Source organism: Geobacter argillaceus (assembly GCF_007830735.1).
Classification (GTDB): Bacteria; Desulfobacterota; Desulfuromonadia; order Geobacterales; family DSM-12255; genus Geomobilibacter; species Geomobilibacter argillaceus.
Genome location: NZ_VLLN01000034.1, coordinates 1 through 21,496, shown reverse-complemented (window position 1 = coordinate 21,496; position 21,496 = coordinate 1). Strand labels below are relative to the sequence as shown.

Here is a 21,496-nt window from a genome sequence, read left to right as displayed (position 1 = left end):
TTCATTATAACCGCCAAACGCCCCATGACAACGGTCGCTGAGCGTGCCGGGATACTAACAGACCTTCCGGGCCAGGGAAAGGAAATTGGCCAGGAGACGGGCTGCCGCTGGCCGGTATGCCGGGCCATGCTTTGTGAACTCGGCAACATACTCCTCCCAACGGGACGACGTTGCGCGGGTTTTCCCGGCCCAGGCCGCCACAATGGCTGAAGTAACCTCCGGGTGGAACTGGAGACCGTAGACATGGTGCCCGATCCGGAACGCCTGGTTGGGACAGGCCAGGGACGATGCCAGCAGCACACTGCCGGCCGGCAGCGCAAAGGAGTCGTTGTGCCACTGGAAAGAGAGAAACTCGCGGGGAATGCCGGTGAACAGCGGGTCCCTGCCACCGGCATCGGTGAGGGTTACGCCATGCACCCCCTTTTCTCCCCACTGACCGGAGCTGACCACGGCGCCACAGAGATCCGCCAGCAACTGTCCACCCAGGCAGATCCCCAGAAGCGGGAGGTCTGCCCGGACAGAGACGTCCATGAACTCCCGGACCGTCGACAGAAACGGATACTTTGCGGTGTCGTATACACCCATGGCGCCGCCAAGGACGATTGCCGCCGCAAGTTCTCCGGGTTCCGGCAACGGTTCGCCGGCATAGGCTCGAACCAGCCGCCAGGGCACGTTCGCATCGTCCAGCTGTTCGCCATAGCTGCCAACAGGCACTTCGGGATCGTTTTGTACCACCAGGACCATCGATTTCTCCTTATTCCGTTCCACCCATCCGTCAAGCCGGGCCACGTGAGCCCACCCGCCAGCCGGCATCCGTATCGGCCCGTCTTGACGTCCGTCACGGACCGGGCATAATTACATCAAGAACAGAGCGAGCCGCCAACGCTTTCATTCCCAATGCGGCCCATTTCCAGACCAGAGGAGGGAACCATGCCAACCACACTTGTCCCATCAATCGAACAGCGACTTGCCGCATTCATCGAGATGAACCGCCGCGTCAAGGCGACTGCGACCAAGGCCGTGCCGAAACCGACCATCACCATCTCCCGTGAATTCGGCTGCGAAGGCTACCCTCTGGCCGAAGACGTAAAAAAACTGGTGGAACAGGCGACCGGCGAACCATGGGCACTGGTGGACAGATCGCTCCTTGACGCAGTAGCCAGGGACCACCGCCTTTCCGAAGATGTTCTCCACTCCATAGGCCAGAAGCCCCGCTGGCTCGACGAAATGCTCTCCATGCTCTCCCCCCGATGGAAGAATGATGCCGATTACTATCAGCTCCTGTACAAGCAGATTGTCTCAGTGGCCAAGGCGGGCAACGCCATCATTGTCGGCATGGGGGCGGGGATCATCACCCAGTCCCTGGAGAACTGCTACCAGTTCCGGCTGGTTGCCGATCAGGAGTTCAAGGTGCGTTCCATTGCCCACCGGTTGAAGATCTCCAAACAGGATGCGGAGCTTCTCATCGAAGAGCGGCAGAAAGAGCGCGAACGGTATATCCGTAACTTCCTGAACGCGGATATCAACGATACCCACTACTATCACATGATCTTCAATAACAAGAAGATCCGCATCGACCGGATCGCCCGAACCATCACCGACTTTGTCCTAAAGGACTAGTACCATGTAACATCATGTATTTCGCATGAATTTGTAGGTTGGGTTAGCGTCAGCGTAACCCAACAAATACCGCTGACTCGTTGGGTTACGGCGATACAACCGCCTAACCCAACCTACGTTGATTTACAGGTGGAGCGACGACGCCATGAAACGGAAAAGGCCTGCAGTTTATGCAGGCCTTTTCCGTTTTAACAGATCCAATGCTATGGCCGCAACGCCTCGGCCACCACCTCGGCCAGATCCCGCACCCTGGTCTGGCCGGCCTGGCGGTCCTTCAGACCATCCTCGAACATGGTCAGACAGTAGGGACAGGCAACACAGACCGTATCCGGGTTTGACTTGAGCGCCTCGTCCACCCGGTTGATGTTGATCCGCGTGCCCAGATGCTCTTCCAGCCACATCCTGCCGCCACCGGCGCCGCAACAGAAACCGTTTTCCCGGTTCCGGCCGAATTCCTTCGGCGCGCTTCCGGTCGCCTGTTGCAAAACGTTCCGCGGTGCCTCCAAGACCCCGTTGTGCCGCCCCAGATAGCAGGAGTCGTGGAGCAGAATGCTGCCGAGATCGGTGACCTGTTTCGGCAGTTTCAGCTTCCCACTGCTGATCAGCTGTTCCAGGAGCTGGGAATGGTGGATCACCTCCAGCTCAATACCGTACTGGAGGTAGTCGTTCTTCAGGGTGGTGAAGCAATGGGGACACTGGGCGATGATTTTGGTCACCCCACGCTCCTTGAATAGCTGCACGTTTTCCTTGGCCATCCGGTCGAAGACGAACTCGTTGCCGAGCCGCCGCAGGGAGTCACCACAGCACTTCTCATCCTTGCCCAGTATGCCCCAGGTAATCCCGGCCGCATCCAGCAGGGTGGCAAGGGCAACCGTCACATGCTTCTGCCGGGAATCGAAGGAGCCGGCACACCCCACATAGAAGAGATATTCGGTCTTCCCGGCTTCGAACGGTTTGACCTCCATGGTGCTGCACCACTTGGTCCGCTCGGTAGGCGCAATGCCCCACGGGTTGGAGCGCCCTTCCATGTTTTCAAACAGATTCAGCAGCTCTTCCGGGAACTTGGCTTCCATCTCCACCAGGTAACGCCGCATCTGGATGATCTTGGGCAGGTGCTCGATGAAGACCGGGCAGGCCTGCAGACAGGCACCGCAGGTGGTGCACGACCAGAGAGTGTCCTCGGTATTGGTCCCCTCGCCTTCCGAATTGATCAGCGGGAGGTGCGACGGCCGGCCCGCCTTGAGATGATCGGCATTGGCCAGGAGGTTGGTCTTGATGGCGTGGATCACCTGCCGCGGGTTGAGGGGCTTGCCGGTGGCTGTGGCAGGGCAGGCATCCTGGCAGCGGCCGCACTCGGTGCAGGAAAAGCCGTCGAACAGGTCCTTCCAGGTGAACTCGTCGACTTGGTGCACCCCGAAGCTTTTCCCCTTGGCGAACTCCTCACGGGGGGGTACCAGCGGCGTCTCCAGCGACTTCAGGAAACAGTTGGGGATGGCGGTCAGGATATGCATATGCTTGCTGAGCGGCAGAAAGACGATGAAGGCGAGCAGCACCCCGGCATGGAGCCACCAGAAGAACTCGCCCCAGGGAGCGATGCCGCAGCGCAGGCAGTCGGCGCCGGTACCGCCGCACGAGACCAACGAAGCGGCGAAGCGGGAAACCGGCATGAAGGATGCCAGCGGCTCGGCGCCCAAACAGATCTCCACGGCATGGAGCCCGAAATAGGCCACCATGAGGAGGCCGATGAACCCGAGGATCAGGAACCCCTCGAAGCTCCTGGCCTTCACATAGGCGCTGTCCAGGTAGTCGGGCTTGAAGAAGAGCCGGCGGCCGACGGCCAAAAGGACACAGACCAGCGCCAGAAGCGAGACCAGGTCAAACAGGAGCACCAGCGGACCGCTGATCGCTGACGGCAACAGCCGCAAGGTCAGACCCGGAACCACCCCGGACAGCATGAATTCGCCGTTGGCGATGAGCAGGATGATGAAGGCCCAGAAAATGACGAAGTGGTTGATGCCGAACGGACGGGCAACCACCCGCTGCTGGCCAAAGGCGTAGCGGAGCATGGCGGCAATCCGCTCGCCGATCCGGTCGAAACGTTCCTCCGGCCTGCCGATGGCGACCAGGGAGAAGCGCCGGTAGCAGCTCCAGACAAAGAAAAGCAGCGCGGCAATGAGAAGCGGAGTAAATAGCGCGGAATGATTCATGGAGTCCCTCTATGCAACGTTCTTGGCCCTTTGGGCCTTCAGTTCGCGGATGCGGGCGGTAATGGCCGGAACGATCCTGAACAGGTCGCCGACGATACCATAGGTGGCCACCTCGAAGATCGGCGCCTCCTTGTCCCGGTTGATGGCAATGACCACGTCCGAGTCCTGCATCCCCACAAGGTGTTGGATGGCACCGGAGATGCCGCAGGCGATATAGATCTTCGGCCGCACCGTTTTGCCGGTCTGGCCCACCTGGCGCTCCACCGGCATCCAGCCGGCATCGACGGCGCTGCGGGAAGAACCGACCACCCCGCCCAGTTCGTCGGCCAGCTCCTTGAGCATGGCAAAGTTCTCCTTGCCCATCATGCCGCGTCCACCGGAGACGATCACCTCGGCGCCGGCGATGTCCACGTGGTCCTTTTTCTTGTCGCTGATCACCTCCAGGACCTTGGCAAGGATCTCCTCCTCCCTGATGGTACAGTCGACGCGGACGATGGTGCCGCTCCGCCCCTGGACCCGTTCCGGCATCTGCATGACATGGGGCCGGACCGTGGCCATCTGGGGCCGGAACTTGTCGCACATGATGGTGGCCATGATGTTGCCACCGAACGCGGGCCGGGTCTGCTTCAGGTTCCGATTGTCGTCCACGCCCAGACCGGTGCAGTCGGCGGTCAGACCGGTGGCAACCACCGTGGCCACGGCGCCGGCCAGGTCCCGACCGAGGCCGGTGGCGCCCATGAGGATGATTTCCGGCTTGTACAGGTCGATCAGCTTGCAGACCGCCTTCAGATACGAAGCGGTCCGAAAGTGTTTGAGCACCGGCGCATCCATGAGGTAGGCCTGGTCGGCGCCATAGGCGAACGCCTCCGTGCAGAGGTGCTCCACCCCTTCACCCATAACCACTGCGGAAAGCGGCACCTGAAGGTCATCGGCCAGCTCGCGCCCCTTGCCCAGCAGTTCCCAGGAGACCTTGGCCGCCTCCCCCTCGGTCTGTTCGACAAAAACCCAGACGCCGCGATAGGCAGCGAGTTTCTCTGCCAGGGCCTTGGCCTCTTCATCGACCTCTTCCTCGACAGCCTCCCCCCCCTGCTGTTTGGCCAGCTCCTCCAGGATCTTCAGCTCCTCGGGGGTGAAGAACATCTCCAGCGCATCGGCCGGGCAGACCTTGACGCACTTGATGCAGCCGATGCACTTGTCGGAAAGGATGATCGGCTCGCCGGCCTCGGTCATCTCAATGGCATTCACCGGGCAGGCGCTCTGACAGCGCGCGCCGCAGGCGATACACTTTCCCTCGATGAGCCTTGCTTTGCCGCGGGGCTTTTTCACGGGTTTCTTCGGTTCGGTCATGTGTTCTTTCCTCGCCTTATAATGACAACAGATCCTTGGCCAGCAGCTTGTCGATCAGGAGATTCGCCGTCCCGTCGGGATCGTGCAGACCATCGCCGATGATCTCCCCCTTGTCCCGCTCCGGCGAAAATATCTTGCTCACCCAGGTCGGCGACCCCTTGAGGCCGATGGAGTTCACGTCCATCTGCAGGACCTCGTTGTTCCAGAGCGCTACTTCGGTGTCGAAGGAGTCGAGCCGCTTGGGCACGGTCGGATAGCGGGGCCGGTTCAGCTCCCGCACCACGGTCAGCATGACCGGCAGCGGTGCCTCGACAACCTCATGCCGTCCTTCCAGCTTCCGGCTGACCCGAATGGTCCGTTTCACCGGGTCCAGGGCCAGCACCTTATCCACCAGGGTCAGCTGGGTGTAGCCGAGCCGCGTGGCGATCCCCGGACCGACCTGGGCCGTATCGCCGTCGATGGTCTGCTTGCCGCACAGCACGATCCCAACCTCTTCCTCCCGGTTGAGCCGGCTGATGGCGCTGGCCAGTACGTTGCTGGTGGCCAGGGTGTCGGCGCCGCCAAAACTCCGGTCGGAAAGGAGGATGGCCCGGTCTACCCCCAGAGCCAGCGCCTTGCGCAGGGTAGCCTCGGCATTGGGCGGCCCCATGGAGATGGCCGTGACCGTAAAGCCGAACTGATCCTTCAGCGCCAGGGCCGCCTCCAGGGCATGAGTGTCGTACGGGTTGACGATGAACGGAATCCCTTCACGCACCAGGGTGTTGGTGACCGGGTCGATCTGAACCTGGGTCGTGTCAGGGACCTGCTTGATGCAGGCAACTATCTGCATGGTAAACCTCGCGTACTCGTTTGAGATGCAATGCTGACCGCACTGCTACTGTACAGAAACAATTCGCAAAAACAACGTCTTCAAATAGAAGCAGGAAGTCCCGGCAAAAGCAACAAAATTAACGTAAACGGTATATTACAACAGTCTCTCAATAGACATAACAATGTTATCCTGTTACGTTCACGTCAACCCCTTATACTTTAGCCGATCAAAAAATTCAAGTTGTCAAATCAGCCAACCGGGCGACAACGATGGCGCACATCATACCCAATAACGCGCACCGCCTCAACCGATTTATGCTTAAACTTTAATCAAAATTATTTATCCATACTAAACACAACAGTTGCAAAAACAGAAAGGCAACGGAGCACACCATATCATTGGGTGGCGCCATTGCCTCACTGCCTGCGAAACAGACAGCCTGTTGACTAATTTCCGTGCTCTTCCACACGACTACACTTGATAGTTAATGGGCGTTTGGGTCGGGCAGTCGTTCCTGTCCCCGGCATCTATCAGAAAACGTAACACAGTGAATTCTTTTGGAGCCATACAAACCGAGGAGAAAATTTTCCGCATTGACATGCCGGCCAAGTGTTGATGCCTAAAAGACGCCTTGTCCCTAGATATGAAACAATCGTGCCAACAAGAGCGGTTAACCTGTATACAGTATCCATAAACAACCATCAGGTCCGGCCCTAAAAAACTCCTGATCAAACGAAACGAACAATATTTTATTCAAGTCGGTATTACGTAGTTCCGATACTATATTTACTATTTACATTTATGCTCGCAAAAAATATCGAACCCCAAAAATCTACAACTATTCCAAAATCGAACATTCCAACTTGAAAGGAGAAATCTATTTTTTGATTATCACATTTTGTTTCTGTTTTGGCCCACCTGGCACCAGGCCATAAAAACCAACGAGATGAAAGGAGAAGCGAAGATGAGGAACACATGGAGGATGTTGTTGTCAAGTGTGGCGGTTATGTGCTGGCTGATCGCCATCGCAGGGTGCAGTGGCAGTGGCGGCAGCAGCGGCAGTGGCGTTCCCGCTACCGGCACTACATCAGTTACCGGTGTCGTCTCGGACGGCTATCTACAAGGGGCAAAGGTCTTCATTGACACAAAGGGCAACAAAAAGTGGGACTCCAGTATGCCTTATGCGACGACCGATGCGACCGGCAAGTACGTCATGAGCAACGTCTCCTCGGCCCGTCTTGCCAAGTATCCCGTAGTTGTTGAGGTTCCTGCCGGTGCCGTTGACGCGGATCGCGGAACAGTAACCCAGCCGTACGTCCTGCAGGCCCCTGCAGGCAAGCCGGACTTTGTCAGCCCCTTAACAACAATGGTGCAGCATGAGGTGGAAACGAAAGGGGTAACCGCTGACCAGGCAGAAGCAAAGGTCAAGCAGAATCTCGGACTTTCCGCTACGACCAGCCTGTTCAAGGACTTCAAGGCAAACCAGACCACGGCAGTGAACGATGAGTACAAGCACGCGGCCAACGTGGCCATGGTTGTCGCCACCGCCATCGCCCAGAACAAGGCTGTAATTGATGCAAAAGTTGCAACGCTCGGCCTGACCGGAGACCAGACCGCCGCGGTGACGAAACTGATCCTGGACACCATTTCGCAACAGGTGGGCACCATTGTCCAGCAGGTACTGGCCAATGTCAATACCGCCACCGGGAAACTTGACCCGAACATCGTCACTACTCTTGTTACCAATTCAAATGTGACGGTGAGCACGGCTGATACTACGGCACTGAAACAGCAACTGGTCATGCAGAACGCCACCACGGTCCCTGTTTCGTTCAAGGATGCCATTTCCGGTACCGGCCTCTTTAACATCGATTCATGGCAGAACTGGGTGAACGGCCAGCCGACGATGGCTTATGAATACCAGAAGATCCTGCTCGGCCCGCAGGCCACCGATGGCACCTATCCCCTGAGCGAGGCCATGTTCCGGTACAGCAATAGCGCATGGACTGCATATACGGGCACAGACACGAAATATTACCTGACATCGACAGGATGGCAGCTGGCCAGCGATGACGCGGGACAAGGGGCCGTAACCGTCAATACTGACGGTTCCATCACCTGGAAACACAAAATCATCAATTACAGCATGAACGTGGCTGCAATCATGAAGAATATGTCCGGCGTGGCGATCCAACCGCTGGTCGCCCCAAATGGCATCACGGTCAACAGCGCGGCAGTCTTCCCGGGAAAATCCCAAGCCTACAAGATGAGCTTTACCCCGCTTCAGACCACATACAGGCTGTGGCCCAATGCCAACGTCCAGGTTTCCACCGGTACGAGCATCACGAAGAACGCGACCTCTCTTGCCGATATCATCAATGCCTCAGTTTGGTTCAGCGTTGGCAGCAATTCCATGTCCGTCAAGTTTACCGGCACCGGAACAACCACCGGCTCCACGGGTACGCTGAGTTTTTATCCCATAGTTCCTGGGGCGATGGGGCCAACATTGAGTACCACTGCACTTCCCGATACCGGTACCTGGACGATCCAAGAGCCGGTCGCCGGCTATCAAGTCATCGTCGTGAACCTGCCGATCTCTATGCAACAGTACATGGATAGCTATCAGAAGACGCCGATCCTTGGTGTAGTAAGCGGCGCGGTGCTTTACGGCGGTCTCGAGTATCAGGGTGTTACGAAACAAGATAGGGGCTTCAACTACAACAAGACCGCGTTTGATAGTATTCTTGCCAATTTTATGGCGGTCAACGCCCCTGCACCGACCCAAATGGTATCAAAGGTATCGATCGAGGGGTATGTTCGTAACGCAAGCGGCATCGCTGTCGCAGGAGCCGTGGTTGGAACATCACTGGACACTGTGACAACAACGACCGATGCTAACGGGCATTTTTTCCTGCAAACGAACACCGCGGCAAACTATTCATCCACACCTTACACAATCACGATAACGAAAACAGGCTATACAACCTTTAGCCAGCCCTGGAACTGGGGCGATCATCCAATGGGACAGCTTTTTAAATTGCAGTAACATGTTCCGGACATTGGTTAACTAGTCAGCAACAATGGACAGAGACGGCAAAGCGGCGAGATAGTTCCCTCGCCGCTTTGCCCGCCCGATTCAGACCAATGATAAACCCTGTCTTTCGAGGCAGGGTTTTTTCGTGCGCCGGGCACACTTCAGAGTAATGTACTCCAGAAAGGTGTTGCGCTACAGAAACACCCGGTAATCCGAAACATGAAGGGCCTCGGCCAGCTTTTTCGCCCTCTCCCTGCCAATCTGCCGCTTTCCGCTCTCCATCTCGGAGATATGCCGCTGCGGAATGCCGGTTGCCTCGGCAAGCTGCCGTTGCGTCACCCCTTCCCTGTAACGAGCGCCACGAAGGGCAAGCCCAAGGGGGTTGTCGGCATAACCGGGGAAAGCATCCTCAATGGCAACAGAATCAGTAGCGTCATGAAGTCCAATCTTCTTCGCATAATCACGAAGCTTGACGATCTTCTCCAGACTGCCGATGAATCTGGCCTCCAATGGCTTTTCAATAGGGTGCTTTTTCGTGTGTCCCAACATAGGTAATCTCCACCAGCCGGATTTCGCCGTCTATCTCCTGCCACACGGCGACGTATGTCGGCTTTCCTTTCTTTATATGGCAATGGTGCTGTTTCGGGCCAAGCTTGCCGTAGTTGGGCCAATCGCCCCTTACTGGCCCCCCCCTGGCAATCTCATGCAGCAGGAAGAGAAGTGCTCCCTTGACCTGCTCTGGTAGCTTTTCTTTTTGCTTTTCAGCCTTCCGTGCCAGCTTTACAATCCATGTCATACTGATACCTTATTTATGTATCAAGTTTAAGTCAAGGCAAAAAGCGGGTTCGGGTGGGTTGCCGGCCGGATACATTGATGCAGTTTCGGGGATCAGTTTTCTTGTTTTGCCCGGAAGGAAGAGAAAATTTATGCAAAAAATAAAACTGAAACGAGGGGTATCGAAAACAGCAGGGGTTGCACAATTTAAATTGCCCCTATCGCCACTAGTACCCTGGAACATTATGTTTATTGCATTGCTGATTTTGTAGGTTGGGTTAGGCGGGTGTATGCCGTAACCCAACATGACCAAGCTGGCAACATTCGAGGCTGTTGGGTTACGCGATGAGGCCGCTAACCCAACCTACGAAAAAACATGAGTCACAAGGTACTAGCTCAACATATTGTTTTTATTGTGTTATCTTGAAACTGATTTTCCTCTTGCCAGCAAGTCAATACCTTCCAATCGCTCATTTAAGTGGTATAAGGAGAGAACAATTCCTTCTTCGGAGCCAAACCGTGTCCGCTTTTCCATTTCGACTGACCGCTCTTCTATCTTTACTGACCCTTTTTTGCATAACAGCATGCGACAGGAAAGAGATGCCAGCCACCCTCAAGGTCTCCGGCACCATCGAGATCACCAGCACCGAGGTCAGCTTCAAGGTGCCGGGCCGAATCAGTAAACGGCTGGTGGACGAAGGGGCAACGGTCCGGGTTGGCCAGTTGGTTGCCCGGCTGGAAGACGCAGACCTGGCCAACGAGGTCGCCGTCCGCAAGGCCCAGGTGGAAAGCGCCCGCCAGGCCCTGACTGAACTGGAGGCCGGCTCCCGCCGCGACGAGGTACGGCAAGCCGAGGCAGTGGTCGCCCGGGCCGAGGCCGAGGCAAAACGGCGGTCAGACGATTTTCGGCGCCAGCAGGAACTTTTCGGCAAGGAGGTCATCTCCCGCCAGCAGTTCGAAGCGGCCCAGGCTGCCAACGATGCGGCACAGGCCCAGCTGAGGGAGACACGTGCCACCCTTTCCCTGGTCCGGGAAGGCCCCCGCCGCGAACGGATCGCCCAGGGACGGGCACGGCTGCGGGAGGCCGAAGCAGCCCTGAAAGAGGCCGAAACCCGGCTGGGGTACGCCACCCTCACCGCCCCCATGGCCGGCATCGTCACGGCCAAACATGCCGAGCCGGGCGAGCAGGTGAATCCCGGCTCGCCGGTGGTCACTGTCGGCGATCTCTCCTCCTGCTGGCTCAGGGCCTACATCCCGGAGACGGAGCTGGGACGCGTCAAGCTGGGCCAGCAGGTGCGGGTGACCAGCGATACTTACAAGGGTAAGGCCTACGAGGGGACGATCACCTTCATCTCCCCGGAGGCGGAATTCACCCCGAAGAACGTGCAGACCGAAAAGGAGCGGGTCAAGCTGGTCTACCGGATAAAGGTGACCATCCCGAACCCGCAGCTGGAACTGAAGCCGGGGATGCCGGCGGATGGGGAGATTGAGACGAGGAGACAGTAGGCAGAAAACAGGAGACAGAATATATAAAGCTTTTCTTCTGGATTCTGCCTGCTTCTGCTTTGACACCTTTCGTTTTCGTCCCATCGGGACAGAATGCCTGTAGCCGGGGGATTCATCCCCCGGCGTCGGGATCGGATAAATCCTTCAGTCACGTACGTGACTAAAGAACCGATCACTTGAATCCCGGCGATAAATCGCCGGGTTACATGCATTCTGCCCCTACGGGGCGTAATCTGACAAAGTAGAACTTCTGACTCCTGAATTCATCCATTATGGACACGATCAGAACCGACAACCTGACAAAACGCTTCGGCGACCTCACCGCCGTGGACCGTCTCACCCTCACCGTGGCACCGGGCGAGCTGTTCGGCCTGGTCGGCTCGGACGGGGCCGGAAAGACCACCACCCTCCGGATGCTGGCCGGCATCATGGACCCGAGCGATGGCGAGGCCCTGGTGCTCGGGCGGCATACCGTCAGGGAGGTGGAGGCGATCCGGGGGGATATCGGCTACATGAGCCAGCGGTTCGGCCTCTATCCCGACCTGACCGTGCTGGAAAATATCCATTTCTACGCCGACATCTTCGGCCTCACCAAGAAAGAGCGGGACGAGCGGCTGGAACGGCTGCTCGCCTTCAGCAACCTGACCCCGTTCAAGAAGCGGCGGGCCGGCAACCTGTCGGGCGGGATGAAACAGAAGCTGGGGTTGGCCTGCGCCCTGATCCACACCCCGAGACTGCTCCTTCTGGACGAACCGACCAACGGAGTCGACCCGGTTTCCCGCCGGGATTTCTGGCGCATCCTGTACCAGCTCCTGCGGGAAGGGGTCACCATTGTCGTCGCCACCGCCTACCTGGACGAGGCCGAACGGTGCAACCGGGTCGGGCTCATCCATCAGGGACGGCTCGTGGCCTGCGCCCCCCCACAGGAGCTGAAACGGCTCATGAACGGCACGATCCTGGAGGTGGCCACCCCCCTGCCCCGCAAAGCGGGGCTCCTGCTGCGGGAGCGGCTAACCGGGGTCACGGTCGGGCTGTTCGGTGACCGGCTCCATGTGGTTACCAACACACCGGACACAACCGAAGCGGCTATCGACAGACTGTTCGCTCAGGAACAACTTGCCTCACCAACCATCCGCACTATCGAACCGTCCCTTGAGGATGTCTTCGTGTCGGTCCTGGGAAACAGTCATGCCACAGACCAGCCAACCGTCTGACGCCACGCCGGCCGTCACCCTCCGCAACCTGGAAAAGCGGTTCGGCGACTTCATCGCCGTCAACCGGGTCAGCCTCGATGTCGCCAAAGGGGAGATCTTCGGCTTCCTCGGCCCTAACGGGGCCGGCAAGTCCACCACCATCCGGATGCTCTGCGGAATCCTCCAACCCAGTGCCGGCAGCGGCAGTGTGGCCGGTTTCGACATCGCGACCCAGCCGGAAGAGATCAAGGCCAGCATCGGCTATATGAGCCAGCGGTTCTCCCTCTACGAAGACCTGACCGTGGAGGAGAACATCGACTTCTACAGCGGCATCTACCGGCTGCCACCGGGCAGGGCACGGGAGCGCAAGGAGTGGGTCATCGCCATGGCCGGCCTGGCAGCCCACCGCACGAGCCGCACCGGCATTCTCTCCGGCGGCTGGAAGCAGCGGCTCTCCCTTGGGTGCGCCATCCTCCACGAGCCCCCCATCGTCTTTCTGGACGAACCAACCGCCGGAGTCGACCCGGTCAGTCGCCGCGCCTTTTGGGACCTCATCTACACCCTTGCCGAACAAGGGGTAACGATCTTCGTGACCACCCATTACATGGACGAGGCCGAGTACTGCGACCGGCTGGCCCTGATCTACCGGGGTGAGCTGATTGCTCTTGGCACGCCGGCGGAGCTGAAGGATCGGTTCATGACCGAGGCGGTAGTCGAGGTGATTGCACCGACCCCACAGGAGCTGATCGAGCCGATCGAACGGTTGCCAGGGGTGCGCCACGCGGCCCTCTTCGGCCGGGGGCTGCACGTGGTCACGGAAGACGCCGACCGGACCATCGAGGGAATCGGCGCACTGGTGGGGACAAAAGCGGTTCAGACGGAACGGATACCCCCCTCTCTGGAGGATGTCTTTGTCTCACTCATCGAGGCCAGGGACCGGGAGACCGCGCCTCAACAGGTGTTCAGCCGATGAAACTCCAGCGGATCAAGGCTGTTGCCAAAAAAGAATTTCTCCACGTCGTCCGCGACCCGCGAAGCCTGATCATGGGACTGGCGCTCCCGATGCTTCTGCTTTTCATGTTCGGCTACGCCCTGACCCTGGACGTTGATAATGTTCCCCTGGCCGTCTGGGACCAGGACAACAGTCCGGCAAGCCGCGAACTGGTGAGCCGCTTCAGCGGCTCCCGCTATTTCTCTCTGGTCAGCCGAACCGGACGGTATGCGGATCTTGAGCGGGCCATTGATACCCGCCGGGCGCTGATCGCGCTGGTCATCCCGACCGGCTTCGCCGACCGCCTGGCCGCCGGCGAGACCGTGCCGGTTCAGGCGATCATCGACGGCAGCGACTCCAACACCGCCACCATTGCCTTGGGCTATGCGGGAAACATCGTGGGTGGCTTCTCCAGGGCACTGACGGTCAAACAACTGCTGCGCCGGGGAAGTGACCCGCCCCGACCGCCAATCGATCTGGTGCCGCGGGTCTGGTACAATCCCGACCTGGAATCGCGCATCGCCATCATCCCCGGGCTGATCGCGGTCATCATGATGGTCATTGCCGCCCTCCTCACCTCACTGACCGTGGCCCGCGAGTGGGAGACCGGCACCATGGAGCAGCTGATCGCCACCCCGCTGACCGGCTTCGAGTTGATCGTCGGCAAGCTGGCCCCCTATTTCTGCATCGGTCTGTTCGACATGGCCCTGGCCATGCTGGTCGGGCGTTTCGTCTTCCACGTGCCGATGCGGGGCGACCGCCCGCTGCTGCTGGCCCTGGCGATTCTGTTCCTGCTGGTGGCGCTCTCCCTGGGGATGCTGATCAGCATCGTGGGGAAGAGCCAGTTCGTGGCCAGCCAGTTCGCACTGATGGCCACGCTGCTGCCGGCCTTTCTCCTCTCCGGCTTCGTCTTCCGGATCGCCAACATGCCGCCGCTACTCCAGGCGTTCACCCATGTCATCCCGGCCCGCTACTTCGTCACCATCCTGCGGGGCATCTACCTGAAAGGGGTGGGACTGCGGGTGCTGGCCGGCGAGGTGGCCTTTCTGGGGCTGTTCGGCCTGCTGGTCTTCCTGGTGGCGGTGAGGAAATTCCGGAAAAGGATACTGTAGGGGCGCTGCTTGCCGCGCCCTTGTTGGGGATGCCCATAAAAAAAGGCCCGCTTTTCAGCGGGCCTTTCAGTGTCCGGCAGGGGAAAATGCTTACGCCTTTTCCACGTTTGCCGCCTGGAGCCCTTTCGGGCCGTTGACGACATCAAAGGTCACTGCCTCGCCTTCGGCCAGCGACTTGAAGCCGTTGCCCGAAATGGCGGAGAAATGAACAAATACATCCTCGCCGTTCTCCTGCTCGAGGAAACCGAAGCCCTTGCTGTCATTGAACCACTTCACTCTACCTTTTGCCATGGGTGTTTCTCCTACTTCCTGGTTGAATTTCCGGGGATCACCCGGTCACGGGCTCCCGCGATCGGTAAGCCTCGATTCGTGCTGATCAGGTCAGCCCCGGTCATCCTTCTTGAATCTCTGGGACTTTCTTCGCCGGCGCTCGGCATTCGCCTGCTTGCGCTTCTTCTTTACCGACGGTTTTTCGTAGTGCTTACGCTTCTTGATTTCGCCGAAGAAGCCATCCGTCTGAAGCTTTCTCTTCAGGAGCTTCAGGGCCTTTTCGACATCGTTTCCAAGGACACTAACCTGCAATTGCCATCTCCTTCCTCACCCGGGTCGACGTTCCGGTGTTGCACATAAAAAAACCCGGGAAACTTTTAAAGTTCCCAGGTTCGCCGACTTCAAAAGATGGCGGAGTGTAGCACACAGTTCAATGCTTGTATGTAAAAAAAGCCGTCTGCCTGAAAATAGTTTTCAGCCGCTATCCGGCCCCCACGAGCACGACAACGGGACACATTGCCAACAGCCGGGAGTGCATTACAATGGATTGCACGTTCAGACTTTATCCTACGGAGCCACCATGCGCAGATATTCTCCACTCCTTACCGACCTCTACGAACTGACCATGCTCAGCGGCTACCTGGAGGAAGGGATGGCCGACACTCCGGCCGTTTTCGATCTTTTCTTCCGTCACAATCCGTTTCAGGGCGGCTATGCGGTGTTCGCCGGCCTGGAACCGGCCCTGGATTACCTGGAAGAACTGGCCTTCACCGGGGAAGAGTTGGCCTATCTGGGGAGCCTCGACCTGTTCAAAGAATCCTTCCTTACGTTCCTGCAAAAGTTCCGTTTCCGCGGACGGGTGACGGCCCCGCCGGAGGGAACCGTCGTCTTTGCGAACGAACCGCTCCTGACCGTCGAAGGGACACTGGCCGAGACCCAGTTCGTGGAGACGGCCCTCCTGAACATCATCAATTTTCAGACCCTGGTAGCCACCAAAGCAGCTCGCATCACCCACGCAGCCCATGAGGGAACGGTCCTGGAGTTCGGCCTGCGCCGGGCACAGGGACCCGACGGCAGTCTCTCCGTTGCCCGTGCCGCCTGCGTAGGAGGGGTCATGAGCACCAGCAACGTCATGGCCGGGATGTGCTTCGACCTGCCGGTCCGGGGAACCCATGCCCACAGCTGGATCATGGCCTTTAGCGACGAATTGACCGCCTTTCGCAAGTATGCGGAGGTCTTTCCCGACTCGACCATCCTCCTGGTGGACACCTACGACACCCTGGCAAGCGGCCTTCCCAACGCCATCGTCGTGGCACGGGAACTGAGGGAACAGGGTCATGAACTGATCGGTATCCGGATCGACTCCGGCGATCTTGCCTACCTTTCCCGTGAGGCGAGGCGCCGGCTGGACGAGGCAGGCTTTCCGGGAGTGAAAATCGTCGCATCCAACGAACTGGACGAGTATGTCATCGACTCGATCCGCGACGATGGTGGATGCGTCGATATCTACGGCGTGGGGACCAAACTGGCCGCCTGCATGGGGGATGGTGGCGGGGCTCTGGGCGGGGTCTACAAGCTGGTGCGCGTGGGCGACCGGCCACGACTCAAGGTGACCAGCGATATTGCCAAAGCAACCCTGCCCGACCGGAAAAGGCTGCTGCGCGCCATGGCACCGGACGGCAGCTTCATCCAGGACGTAATTTCCCTGGCCGACGAAACCGTGCAGCCGGGCGATATGGTCTTTGACCCTGTCAACCCGCTACAGCACAAGGAGATCCCACAAATCGCCCGATTGGTTGATATCCGTACGGTAGTGATGGATCAGGGTCGGCGTACGGCAGCGCGGGAACCGCTGGACGCCATGGCCGCACGTTCCGCCGAGCAGCTGAGGAAGCTGCCGGCCGGCTCTTTGCGCTTCATCAACCCCCATCGCTACAAGGTTTCCATGAGCCGCGGGTTGAGCGACCTGCGTATGAACCTCATGGGGGAGATTTCCCGCCAGGCCGCGACATCTCCGGCCGGGTCACCATGAATCACCGGAGGCTCTCCATGGAAGAACATTCCGCCTTGTTGATAGTCGATCTCCAGAACGATTTCTGTCCCGGCGGGGCGCTGGCCGTCCCGGAAGGAGACGCTGTCGTGCCAGTGATCAACCGGGCCATTGGCCATTTTTCGGCCCGCGGCCTCCCCGTAATTGCCAGCCGTGACTGGCACCCCGCCCGGACCAGCCATTTCAAACCGTTTGGAGGCCTCTGGCCACCGCACTGCATCCAGGGAACGCCTGGTGCCGGGTTCCATCCCGGACTGCACCTCCCCCCGGAAACGGTTATCGTCTCCAAGGGCACGGACCCGAACCGTGACGACTATTCGGCCTTCCATGCCCGGGACATGCACGGCAGCTCCTTGCCCGAGCTCCTCACCGGCTTGGGGGTAACGCATATCTACGTCTGCGGCCTTGCCACCGACTATTGTGTCAAAGAGACCGTCCTTGAGGCCAGACGGTGCGGCATTGGCGTGACCGTCCTGACCGATGCAGTGCGCGGTGTCGACCTTACCCCCGGTGATTCGGAGCAGGCGCTGGCAGCGATGTGCGCCGCCGGTGCCATTACCGCGACAACAGCCGATCTGCCGCAATAACCCTTTGACCTGGCCGCAAATTTTAGCTAGATTGACGGGTCCTCAGAAATCCCGGAACGAAAGGGTTGCCATGGTCAAGACCAATAACTTGAAAATCAAGAGCATTACCCCCATCATCGCCCCCACCGATCTTCGCCAGGTTTTTCCCCTCTCCGTCGAGGCAAGCGAGGTGGTCAGCTCCAGTCGCAATCAGATCAAGAATATCCTGAAAGGAAAAGATCCGCGGCTCATGGTGGTGGTTGGCCCCTGCTCCATCCACGACCCGAAGGGGGCGCTGGAGTATGCGGAGCGGCTCGCCCGCCTGGCGGCCGAGGTCAGCGACCAGCTTTTCCCGGTCATGCGCCTCTACTTCGAGAAGCCGCGGACGACAGTCGGCTGGAAGGGGCTCATCAACGATCCGGACATGAACGGCACCCATGAAATCTCCAAAGGGCTGGGGATCGCCCGGAGGCTGCTGTGTGAGATCACGGCGCTCAAGCTCCCCATCGCCACCGAAATGCTCGACCCGATCACCCCTGAATACCTGGCCGATCATCTCTCTTGGGGGGCCATCGGTGCCCGCACGACCGAATCCCAGACCCATCGCGAGCTGGCCAGCGGTCTGTCATTCCCCATCGGCTTCAAGAACGGCACGGACGGCAACCTGCAGATCGCCATCGACGCCATGATAGCCGCCCAGCACTCCCACAGCTTTCTGGGAATCAACCGGGAAGGGCTTTCCTCCATCGTCCAGACTACCGGCAATCAGGACGTCCACATGGTCCTGCGGGGCGGGAAAAAACCGAACTATTCCCCGGAAGACATCAGCAGGACCGAGGAGATGCTGGCAAAGGCGGGCCTGTTTCCCACCATCATGGTGGACTGCAGCCACGGCAACTCGGAAAAGAACCATGAGAAGCAGCCCGGGGTACTCACTGCGATCATTGACCAGATCGAGGCGGGCAACCGCTCCATCTCCGGGGTCATGATCGAAAGCTACCTGGCGGACGGCAGCCAGCCGATGCCTGAGGACCTGCGCCAGATGAAGTACGGCGTCTCCATTACCGACAAGTGTATCAGTTGGGAGACCACCGAGCGGATACTGCGGGAAGCCCATGCCCGCCTGAAGAAGTTCGGCGGCCGGAAACTCCGGTAACACAGAAAAACGGCCCTGGCAATATCGTAGCCAGGGCCGTTTCACTCCTTACTCCTTACTCCTTACTCCTTACTCCTTACCCTTCACTCCTCACACTTTTCAAGCCCCACAGCCGCAACTCTGGCCACACTTGGCATTGATCATGTGCAGAGCCTTGATAAAGGTGGCATCGGTGGCGGCGCGCAACTCTTCCAGTACGGTCGAAGGTACGGCCGAATCGAGAGTGAGGATCACCATGGCCTCCCCCTTCCTCTCCCGCCGCCCCAGGTTCATGGAAGCAATATTGATATCGTGCGCGCCCATGATGGTGCCGATCTTGCCGATCATGCCCGGCCGGTCTTCATAGCTGAGCAGCAGCATATGTTCTGCCGGAGCGAACTCCATGGAGTAGTCGCGCAGTTGGACAATGCGGGGCGCCCCCTCGAACAGGGTGCCGGAAATCAACCGGCGCTTCCCCCCGTCCACTTCGATGATCAGAGTGATCAGGTTTGAGAAGGCATCGGCACGGGTGGATTTGGTCTCTTCCACCACAATCCCCATATTTTCGGCAACCAGTGAGGCGTTGACCATGTTCACGTCCTGATCCACCATCCGGTTGAGGAGAACCGACAGGCCGCAGACGGTCAATGGCGAGCAGTCGTAGTGAGCGATGCTTCCGGCATAACCGAAGGTCACCTTTTCCGGATTGCTGTCCACAAGCTGGATGCCGAATTCGCTCAACACCCTCATAAGGTTCAGAAACGGTCGCATCTGGTCCATAAGCGCCAGGTCGAAACGGGGGATGTTGACAGCGTTTTCCAGGGGGAGCTCGTCCAGATAGTTGAGGATCTCTTTGGAAACATCAATGGCCACGTTCACCTGGGCTTCCTGGGTGTTGGCGCCGAGGTGGGGAGTTACCACCAGCCTGTCCTGGGAGATCAGTTCCACCAGCAGGTCGCTCTTCGGCGGCTCAACGCTGTACACGTCAATGGCTGCCAGGGAGACCTTGCCGCTCTTCAGGTTGGCCAACAGCGGCGCCTCACCGATCACACCGCCACGGGCCACGTTGAGGGCGATCACCCCGCTCTTCATCAGACCGAATTCCCGCTCGCCGATCATGCCGCGGGTCTCATCGTTCAGAGGGGTATGGACGGTAATGATATCGCTGCTCTTGCAGAGCTCGTCCAGGGTGACCAGCTTCACCCCCAGGTCGTGTGCGCGCTTGGCGGAGATATAGGGATCGCAGGCCAGCACCTCGCATTCGAACGCCTTGAGGCGGGTGGCTACCCGGCCGCCGACCTTGCCCAGGCCGATCACGCCGGCAACCTTCCCCTTCAGTTCCACGCCGGTAAAGGGAGCGCGCTTCCACTCGCCACTCTTGAGGCTGGCATTGGCCTTGGTAACGTTACGGCAGGCGGCAAGCAGGAGCGCCATGGTATGTTCGGCAGCACTATTGGTATTGCCTAAAGGGGCGTTTACCACGATAACGCCCCTGGAACTGGCGTAGTCCACATCCACATTATCGATGCCAACCCCGGCCCGGGCCACCACCTTCAGCTTCCTGGCGGCATCCAGCAACGCCTTGTCGACCGTTGTCCCGCTACGGGTGATGATTGCCTCGTAGTCGCCAATGATGGCGAGCAGTTCCTCTTTTTTCAAGCCCAGCCTGACATCGAGCTCCACCCGCTGATCCTGTGTCAGCAGCGCCAGACCTTCACTGGCCACTTCATCGGTGACGATGATCTTCATGCCCCCTCCTTATAGTAGACGTTGCCCCGATGGGCGATTCGCCATTCTTGTCCCCTTGAAGAAAATATGCATAATAGTCCCCATTGACACAAAAAGCAAGACCACCACCCCTTTACCGGTATACAATCCAGCAGACCAGCGAGGACCAATGACTGAGCAGACCTGGAATCACTTTCACATTGTTCTGGTGGAACCTGAAATCCCACCCAACACCGGCAATATTGCCCGTCTCTGCGGTGCCACCGGCACAACACTCCACCTGGTTGGAAAACTGGGGTTTTCAACTGATGACCGTTACCTGAAACGGGCAGGACTCGATTACTGGAGTGAAGTAGATATCAGGTATTGGGACAACCTGGAGACGCTAAAAACTGCGTTCCCCGTGGGTCGCTTTATCTATACCAGCAAGAAAGCAGAACAGTCACATGCGGCATTTGTGTTCAAGGAAGGTGATTTTCTCGTCTTTGGCAAGGAAACAAAGGGGCTTCCTGACGATCTGATTCTCGCCAACCTAAATACCTGTATCCGCATCCCCATTTTCGGCAAGGTACGGAGCCTCAACCTCTCCACAGCTGCCGGGATCGTGCTCTACGAGGCGCTGCGCCAGACCGGGAGACTGGCATGAAACCACTCTTGCTCCGGGCTGTCATCTTCATGACCATGGCCCTTGCGTTCTACACCTACGCTGTCGTCAACGGCCGTCGGGAGGGGCTGCACACCAAGCAGCTGCTTGTCTTCGGGCTGGGACTATTCTTCGACTGGCTCGGCACCCAGCAGATGAACCTCTTTGCCCGATCCTTCGGCAAGGCCCCGGAGATCCACAACCTGACCGGCATCCTGTCGCTCGGAGGGATGGCCTTCCATTTTCTCCTCGCCCTGGCCGCCTCACTCATGCACCGGGCGGAACGGGTCAATCGGACCTTTCACCGGGTGAGCCTCACCATCTACACCCTCTGGCTGGCCGCCTTCGCCAGCGGTGCCGTTTCCGGCATATTGCGCATGAAGGTGCGTTGATACGCCGCTTGTTTGGCAAAAAAAAAGCCACCAGACCTTTCGGACTGGCGGCTTTGTGAAAAATTCCCGGCGGCGACCTACTCTCCCACACAGCTACCCGTGCAGTACCATCGGCCC

20 protein-coding genes are annotated in these 21,496 nt (G+C 58.7%); 11 read left to right on the top strand and 9 right to left on the bottom strand.

Annotated elements, in window-relative coordinates:
- Nucleotides 1–54: 54 nt before the first annotated feature.
- Complete coding sequence (locus tag JN12_RS18355; RefSeq protein WP_246125919.1) at nucleotides 55–789, bottom strand: type 1 glutamine amidotransferase; 735 nt, start codon at nucleotides 787–789, stop codon at nucleotides 55–57.
- Nucleotides 790–930: 141 nt separating this feature from the next.
- Between JN12_RS18355 and JN12_RS18350 the strand changes: the two genes are divergently transcribed.
- Nucleotides 931–1,620, top strand: coding sequence for a cytidylate kinase-like family protein (locus JN12_RS18350; protein ID WP_145025486.1), 690 nt, complete (start codon nucleotides 931–933; stop codon nucleotides 1,618–1,620).
- 203 nt (nucleotides 1,621–1,823) lie between these two features.
- Here JN12_RS18350 and JN12_RS18345 read toward each other — a convergent pair whose 3' ends face one another.
- The 3 genes from JN12_RS18345 to JN12_RS18335 are packed head-to-tail and all read right to left on the bottom strand — an operon-like array spanning nucleotide 1,824 to nucleotide 6,003.
- On the bottom strand, nucleotides 1,824–3,827 hold the full coding sequence (locus JN12_RS18345; RefSeq protein WP_145025484.1) for a (Fe-S)-binding protein: 2,004 nt from the start codon (nucleotides 3,825–3,827) through the stop codon (nucleotides 1,824–1,826).
- A gap of 9 nt (nucleotides 3,828–3,836) precedes the next feature.
- Complete coding sequence (locus JN12_RS18340; protein WP_145025482.1) at nucleotides 3,837–5,174, bottom strand: electron transfer flavoprotein subunit alpha; 1,338 nt, start codon at nucleotides 5,172–5,174, stop codon at nucleotides 3,837–3,839.
- Between the two features lie 16 nt (nucleotides 5,175–5,190).
- Nucleotides 5,191–6,003 carry an electron transfer flavoprotein subunit beta/FixA family protein gene (locus JN12_RS18335; protein ID WP_145025480.1) on the bottom strand — a complete coding sequence of 271 codons (813 nt, stop codon included), beginning with the start codon at nucleotides 6,001–6,003 and terminating at the stop codon, nucleotides 5,191–5,193.
- 946 nt (nucleotides 6,004–6,949) lie between these two features.
- On the opposite strand from JN12_RS18335, the gene JN12_RS18330 reads away from it, so the two are divergent.
- Entirely contained in the window at nucleotides 6,950–9,031 is a 2,082-nt protein-coding gene (locus JN12_RS18330) for a carboxypeptidase-like regulatory domain-containing protein (protein WP_145025478.1), read from the top strand.
- A gap of 180 nt (nucleotides 9,032–9,211) precedes the next feature.
- Here the strand turns inward: JN12_RS18330 and JN12_RS18325 are convergent, their stop codons facing one another.
- Entirely contained in the window at nucleotides 9,212–9,568 is a 357-nt protein-coding gene (locus JN12_RS18325) for a helix-turn-helix domain-containing protein (RefSeq protein ID WP_145025476.1), read from the bottom strand.
- Nucleotides 9,537–9,815, bottom strand: a complete 279-nt coding sequence (locus JN12_RS18320; protein WP_145025474.1) for a type II toxin-antitoxin system RelE family toxin — start codon at nucleotides 9,813–9,815, stop codon at nucleotides 9,537–9,539. Before JN12_RS18320 ends, JN12_RS18325 begins: the two co-directional genes overlap by 32 nt.
- A gap of 578 nt (nucleotides 9,816–10,393) precedes the next feature.
- On the opposite strand from JN12_RS18320, the gene JN12_RS18315 reads away from it, so the two are divergent.
- From JN12_RS18315 to JN12_RS18300, 4 genes are all read left to right on the top strand, one after another.
- Nucleotides 10,394–11,299, top strand: a complete 906-nt coding sequence (locus tag JN12_RS18315; RefSeq protein ID WP_145025472.1) for an HlyD family secretion protein — start codon at nucleotides 10,394–10,396, stop codon at nucleotides 11,297–11,299.
- Between the two features lie 272 nt (nucleotides 11,300–11,571).
- Entirely contained in the window at nucleotides 11,572–12,513 is a 942-nt protein-coding gene (locus JN12_RS18310) for an ABC transporter ATP-binding protein (RefSeq protein ID WP_145025470.1), read from the top strand.
- Nucleotides 12,488–13,465: an ABC transporter ATP-binding protein gene (locus JN12_RS18305; RefSeq protein ID WP_145025469.1), complete on the top strand. Its 978-nt coding sequence runs from the start codon at nucleotides 12,488–12,490 to the stop codon at nucleotides 13,463–13,465. Before JN12_RS18310 ends, JN12_RS18305 begins: the two co-directional genes overlap by 26 nt.
- Entirely contained in the window at nucleotides 13,462–14,595 is a 1,134-nt protein-coding gene (locus JN12_RS18300) for an ABC transporter permease (protein ID WP_145025467.1), read from the top strand. The genes JN12_RS18305 and JN12_RS18300 overlap by 4 nt, the downstream gene beginning before the upstream one ends.
- A 90-nt stretch (nucleotides 14,596–14,685) precedes the next feature.
- Here the strand turns inward: JN12_RS18300 and JN12_RS18295 are convergent, their stop codons facing one another.
- Nucleotides 14,686–14,886 (bottom strand): cold-shock protein, encoded by a 201-nt coding sequence (locus JN12_RS18295; protein ID WP_145025465.1) that lies wholly within the window; start codon nucleotides 14,884–14,886, stop codon nucleotides 14,686–14,688.
- A 90-nt stretch (nucleotides 14,887–14,976) separates the two neighbouring features.
- Entirely contained in the window at nucleotides 14,977–15,177 is a 201-nt protein-coding gene (rpsU, locus tag JN12_RS18290; protein ID WP_145025463.1) for a 30S ribosomal protein S21, read from the bottom strand.
- A gap of 268 nt (nucleotides 15,178–15,445) precedes the next feature.
- On the opposite strand from rpsU, the gene JN12_RS18285 reads away from it, so the two are divergent.
- The 3 genes from JN12_RS18285 to JN12_RS18275 all read left to right on the top strand — a co-directional run bounded on the left by JN12_RS18285 (nucleotide 15,446) and on the right by JN12_RS18275 (nucleotide 18,637).
- The gene (locus JN12_RS18285; RefSeq protein ID WP_145025461.1) at nucleotides 15,446–16,897 is read left to right on the top strand and encodes a nicotinate phosphoribosyltransferase; all 1,452 of its coding nucleotides are present in this window, start codon (nucleotides 15,446–15,448) and stop codon (nucleotides 16,895–16,897) included.
- Nucleotides 16,898–16,914: 17 nt separating this feature from the next.
- The gene (locus JN12_RS18280) at nucleotides 16,915–17,502 is read left to right on the top strand and encodes a nicotinamidase (protein WP_145025459.1); all 588 of its coding nucleotides are present in this window, start codon (nucleotides 16,915–16,917) and stop codon (nucleotides 17,500–17,502) included.
- Between the two features lie 70 nt (nucleotides 17,503–17,572).
- Nucleotides 17,573–18,637, top strand: a complete 1,065-nt coding sequence (locus tag JN12_RS18275; protein ID WP_145025457.1) for a 3-deoxy-7-phosphoheptulonate synthase — start codon at nucleotides 17,573–17,575, stop codon at nucleotides 18,635–18,637.
- 99 nt (nucleotides 18,638–18,736) lie between these two features.
- On the opposite strand, the gene serA is transcribed toward JN12_RS18275, so the two are convergent.
- Nucleotides 18,737–20,365: a phosphoglycerate dehydrogenase gene (gene serA / locus JN12_RS18270; protein ID WP_145025455.1), complete on the bottom strand. Its 1,629-nt coding sequence runs from the start codon at nucleotides 20,363–20,365 to the stop codon at nucleotides 18,737–18,739.
- Between the two features lie 148 nt (nucleotides 20,366–20,513).
- Between serA and JN12_RS18265 the strand changes: the two genes are divergently transcribed.
- Both JN12_RS18265 and JN12_RS18260 read left to right on the top strand, forming a co-directional pair.
- Nucleotides 20,514–20,990, top strand: a complete 477-nt coding sequence (locus JN12_RS18265) for a tRNA (cytidine(34)-2'-O)-methyltransferase (protein WP_145025453.1) — start codon at nucleotides 20,514–20,516, stop codon at nucleotides 20,988–20,990.
- A complete protein-coding gene (locus tag JN12_RS18260) occupies nucleotides 20,987–21,379 on the top strand; it encodes an HsmA family protein (RefSeq protein WP_145025451.1) in 393 nt (130 codons plus the stop codon). The genes JN12_RS18265 and JN12_RS18260 overlap by 4 nt, the downstream gene beginning before the upstream one ends.
- The last annotated feature ends 117 nt before the right edge of the window (nucleotides 21,380–21,496 follow it).

What these genes read in the sequence shown, in the direction of transcription:
- JN12_RS18350 (WP_145025486.1), top strand. Translation starts at nt 931, where the DNA reads ATGCCAACCACACTTGTCCCATCAATCGAACAGCGACTTGCCGCATTC.
- JN12_RS18345 (WP_145025484.1), bottom strand. Translation starts at nt 3,827, where the DNA reads ATGAATCATTCCGCGCTATTTACTCCGCTTCTCATTGCCGCGCTGCTT.
- JN12_RS18340 (WP_145025482.1), bottom strand. Translation starts at nt 5,174, where the DNA reads ATGACCGAACCGAAGAAACCCGTGAAAAAGCCCCGCGGCAAAGCAAGG.
- JN12_RS18335 (WP_145025480.1), bottom strand. Translation starts at nt 6,003, where the DNA reads ATGCAGATAGTTGCCTGCATCAAGCAGGTCCCTGACACGACCCAGGTT.
- JN12_RS18330 (WP_145025478.1), top strand. Translation starts at nt 6,950, where the DNA reads ATGAGGAACACATGGAGGATGTTGTTGTCAAGTGTGGCGGTTATGTGC.
- JN12_RS18325 (WP_145025476.1), bottom strand. Translation starts at nt 9,568, where the DNA reads ATGTTGGGACACACGAAAAAGCACCCTATTGAAAAGCCATTGGAGGCC.
- JN12_RS18320 (WP_145025474.1), bottom strand. Translation starts at nt 9,815, where the DNA reads ATGACATGGATTGTAAAGCTGGCACGGAAGGCTGAAAAGCAAAAAGAA.
- JN12_RS18315 (WP_145025472.1), top strand. Translation starts at nt 10,394, where the DNA reads ATGCCAGCCACCCTCAAGGTCTCCGGCACCATCGAGATCACCAGCACC.
- JN12_RS18310 (WP_145025470.1), top strand. Translation starts at nt 11,572, where the DNA reads ATGGACACGATCAGAACCGACAACCTGACAAAACGCTTCGGCGACCTC.
- JN12_RS18305 (WP_145025469.1), top strand. Translation starts at nt 12,488, where the DNA reads ATGCCACAGACCAGCCAACCGTCTGACGCCACGCCGGCCGTCACCCTC.
- JN12_RS18300 (WP_145025467.1), top strand. Translation starts at nt 13,462, where the DNA reads ATGAAACTCCAGCGGATCAAGGCTGTTGCCAAAAAAGAATTTCTCCAC.
- JN12_RS18295 (WP_145025465.1), bottom strand. Translation starts at nt 14,886, where the DNA reads ATGGCAAAAGGTAGAGTGAAGTGGTTCAATGACAGCAAGGGCTTCGGT.
- JN12_RS18285 (WP_145025461.1), top strand. Translation starts at nt 15,446, where the DNA reads ATGCGCAGATATTCTCCACTCCTTACCGACCTCTACGAACTGACCATG.
- JN12_RS18280 (WP_145025459.1), top strand. Translation starts at nt 16,915, where the DNA reads ATGGAAGAACATTCCGCCTTGTTGATAGTCGATCTCCAGAACGATTTC.
- JN12_RS18275 (WP_145025457.1), top strand. Translation starts at nt 17,573, where the DNA reads ATGGTCAAGACCAATAACTTGAAAATCAAGAGCATTACCCCCATCATC.
- serA (WP_145025455.1), bottom strand. Translation starts at nt 20,365, where the DNA reads ATGAAGATCATCGTCACCGATGAAGTGGCCAGTGAAGGTCTGGCGCTG.
- JN12_RS18265 (WP_145025453.1), top strand. Translation starts at nt 20,514, where the DNA reads ATGACTGAGCAGACCTGGAATCACTTTCACATTGTTCTGGTGGAACCT.
- JN12_RS18260 (WP_145025451.1), top strand. Translation starts at nt 20,987, where the DNA reads ATGAAACCACTCTTGCTCCGGGCTGTCATCTTCATGACCATGGCCCTT.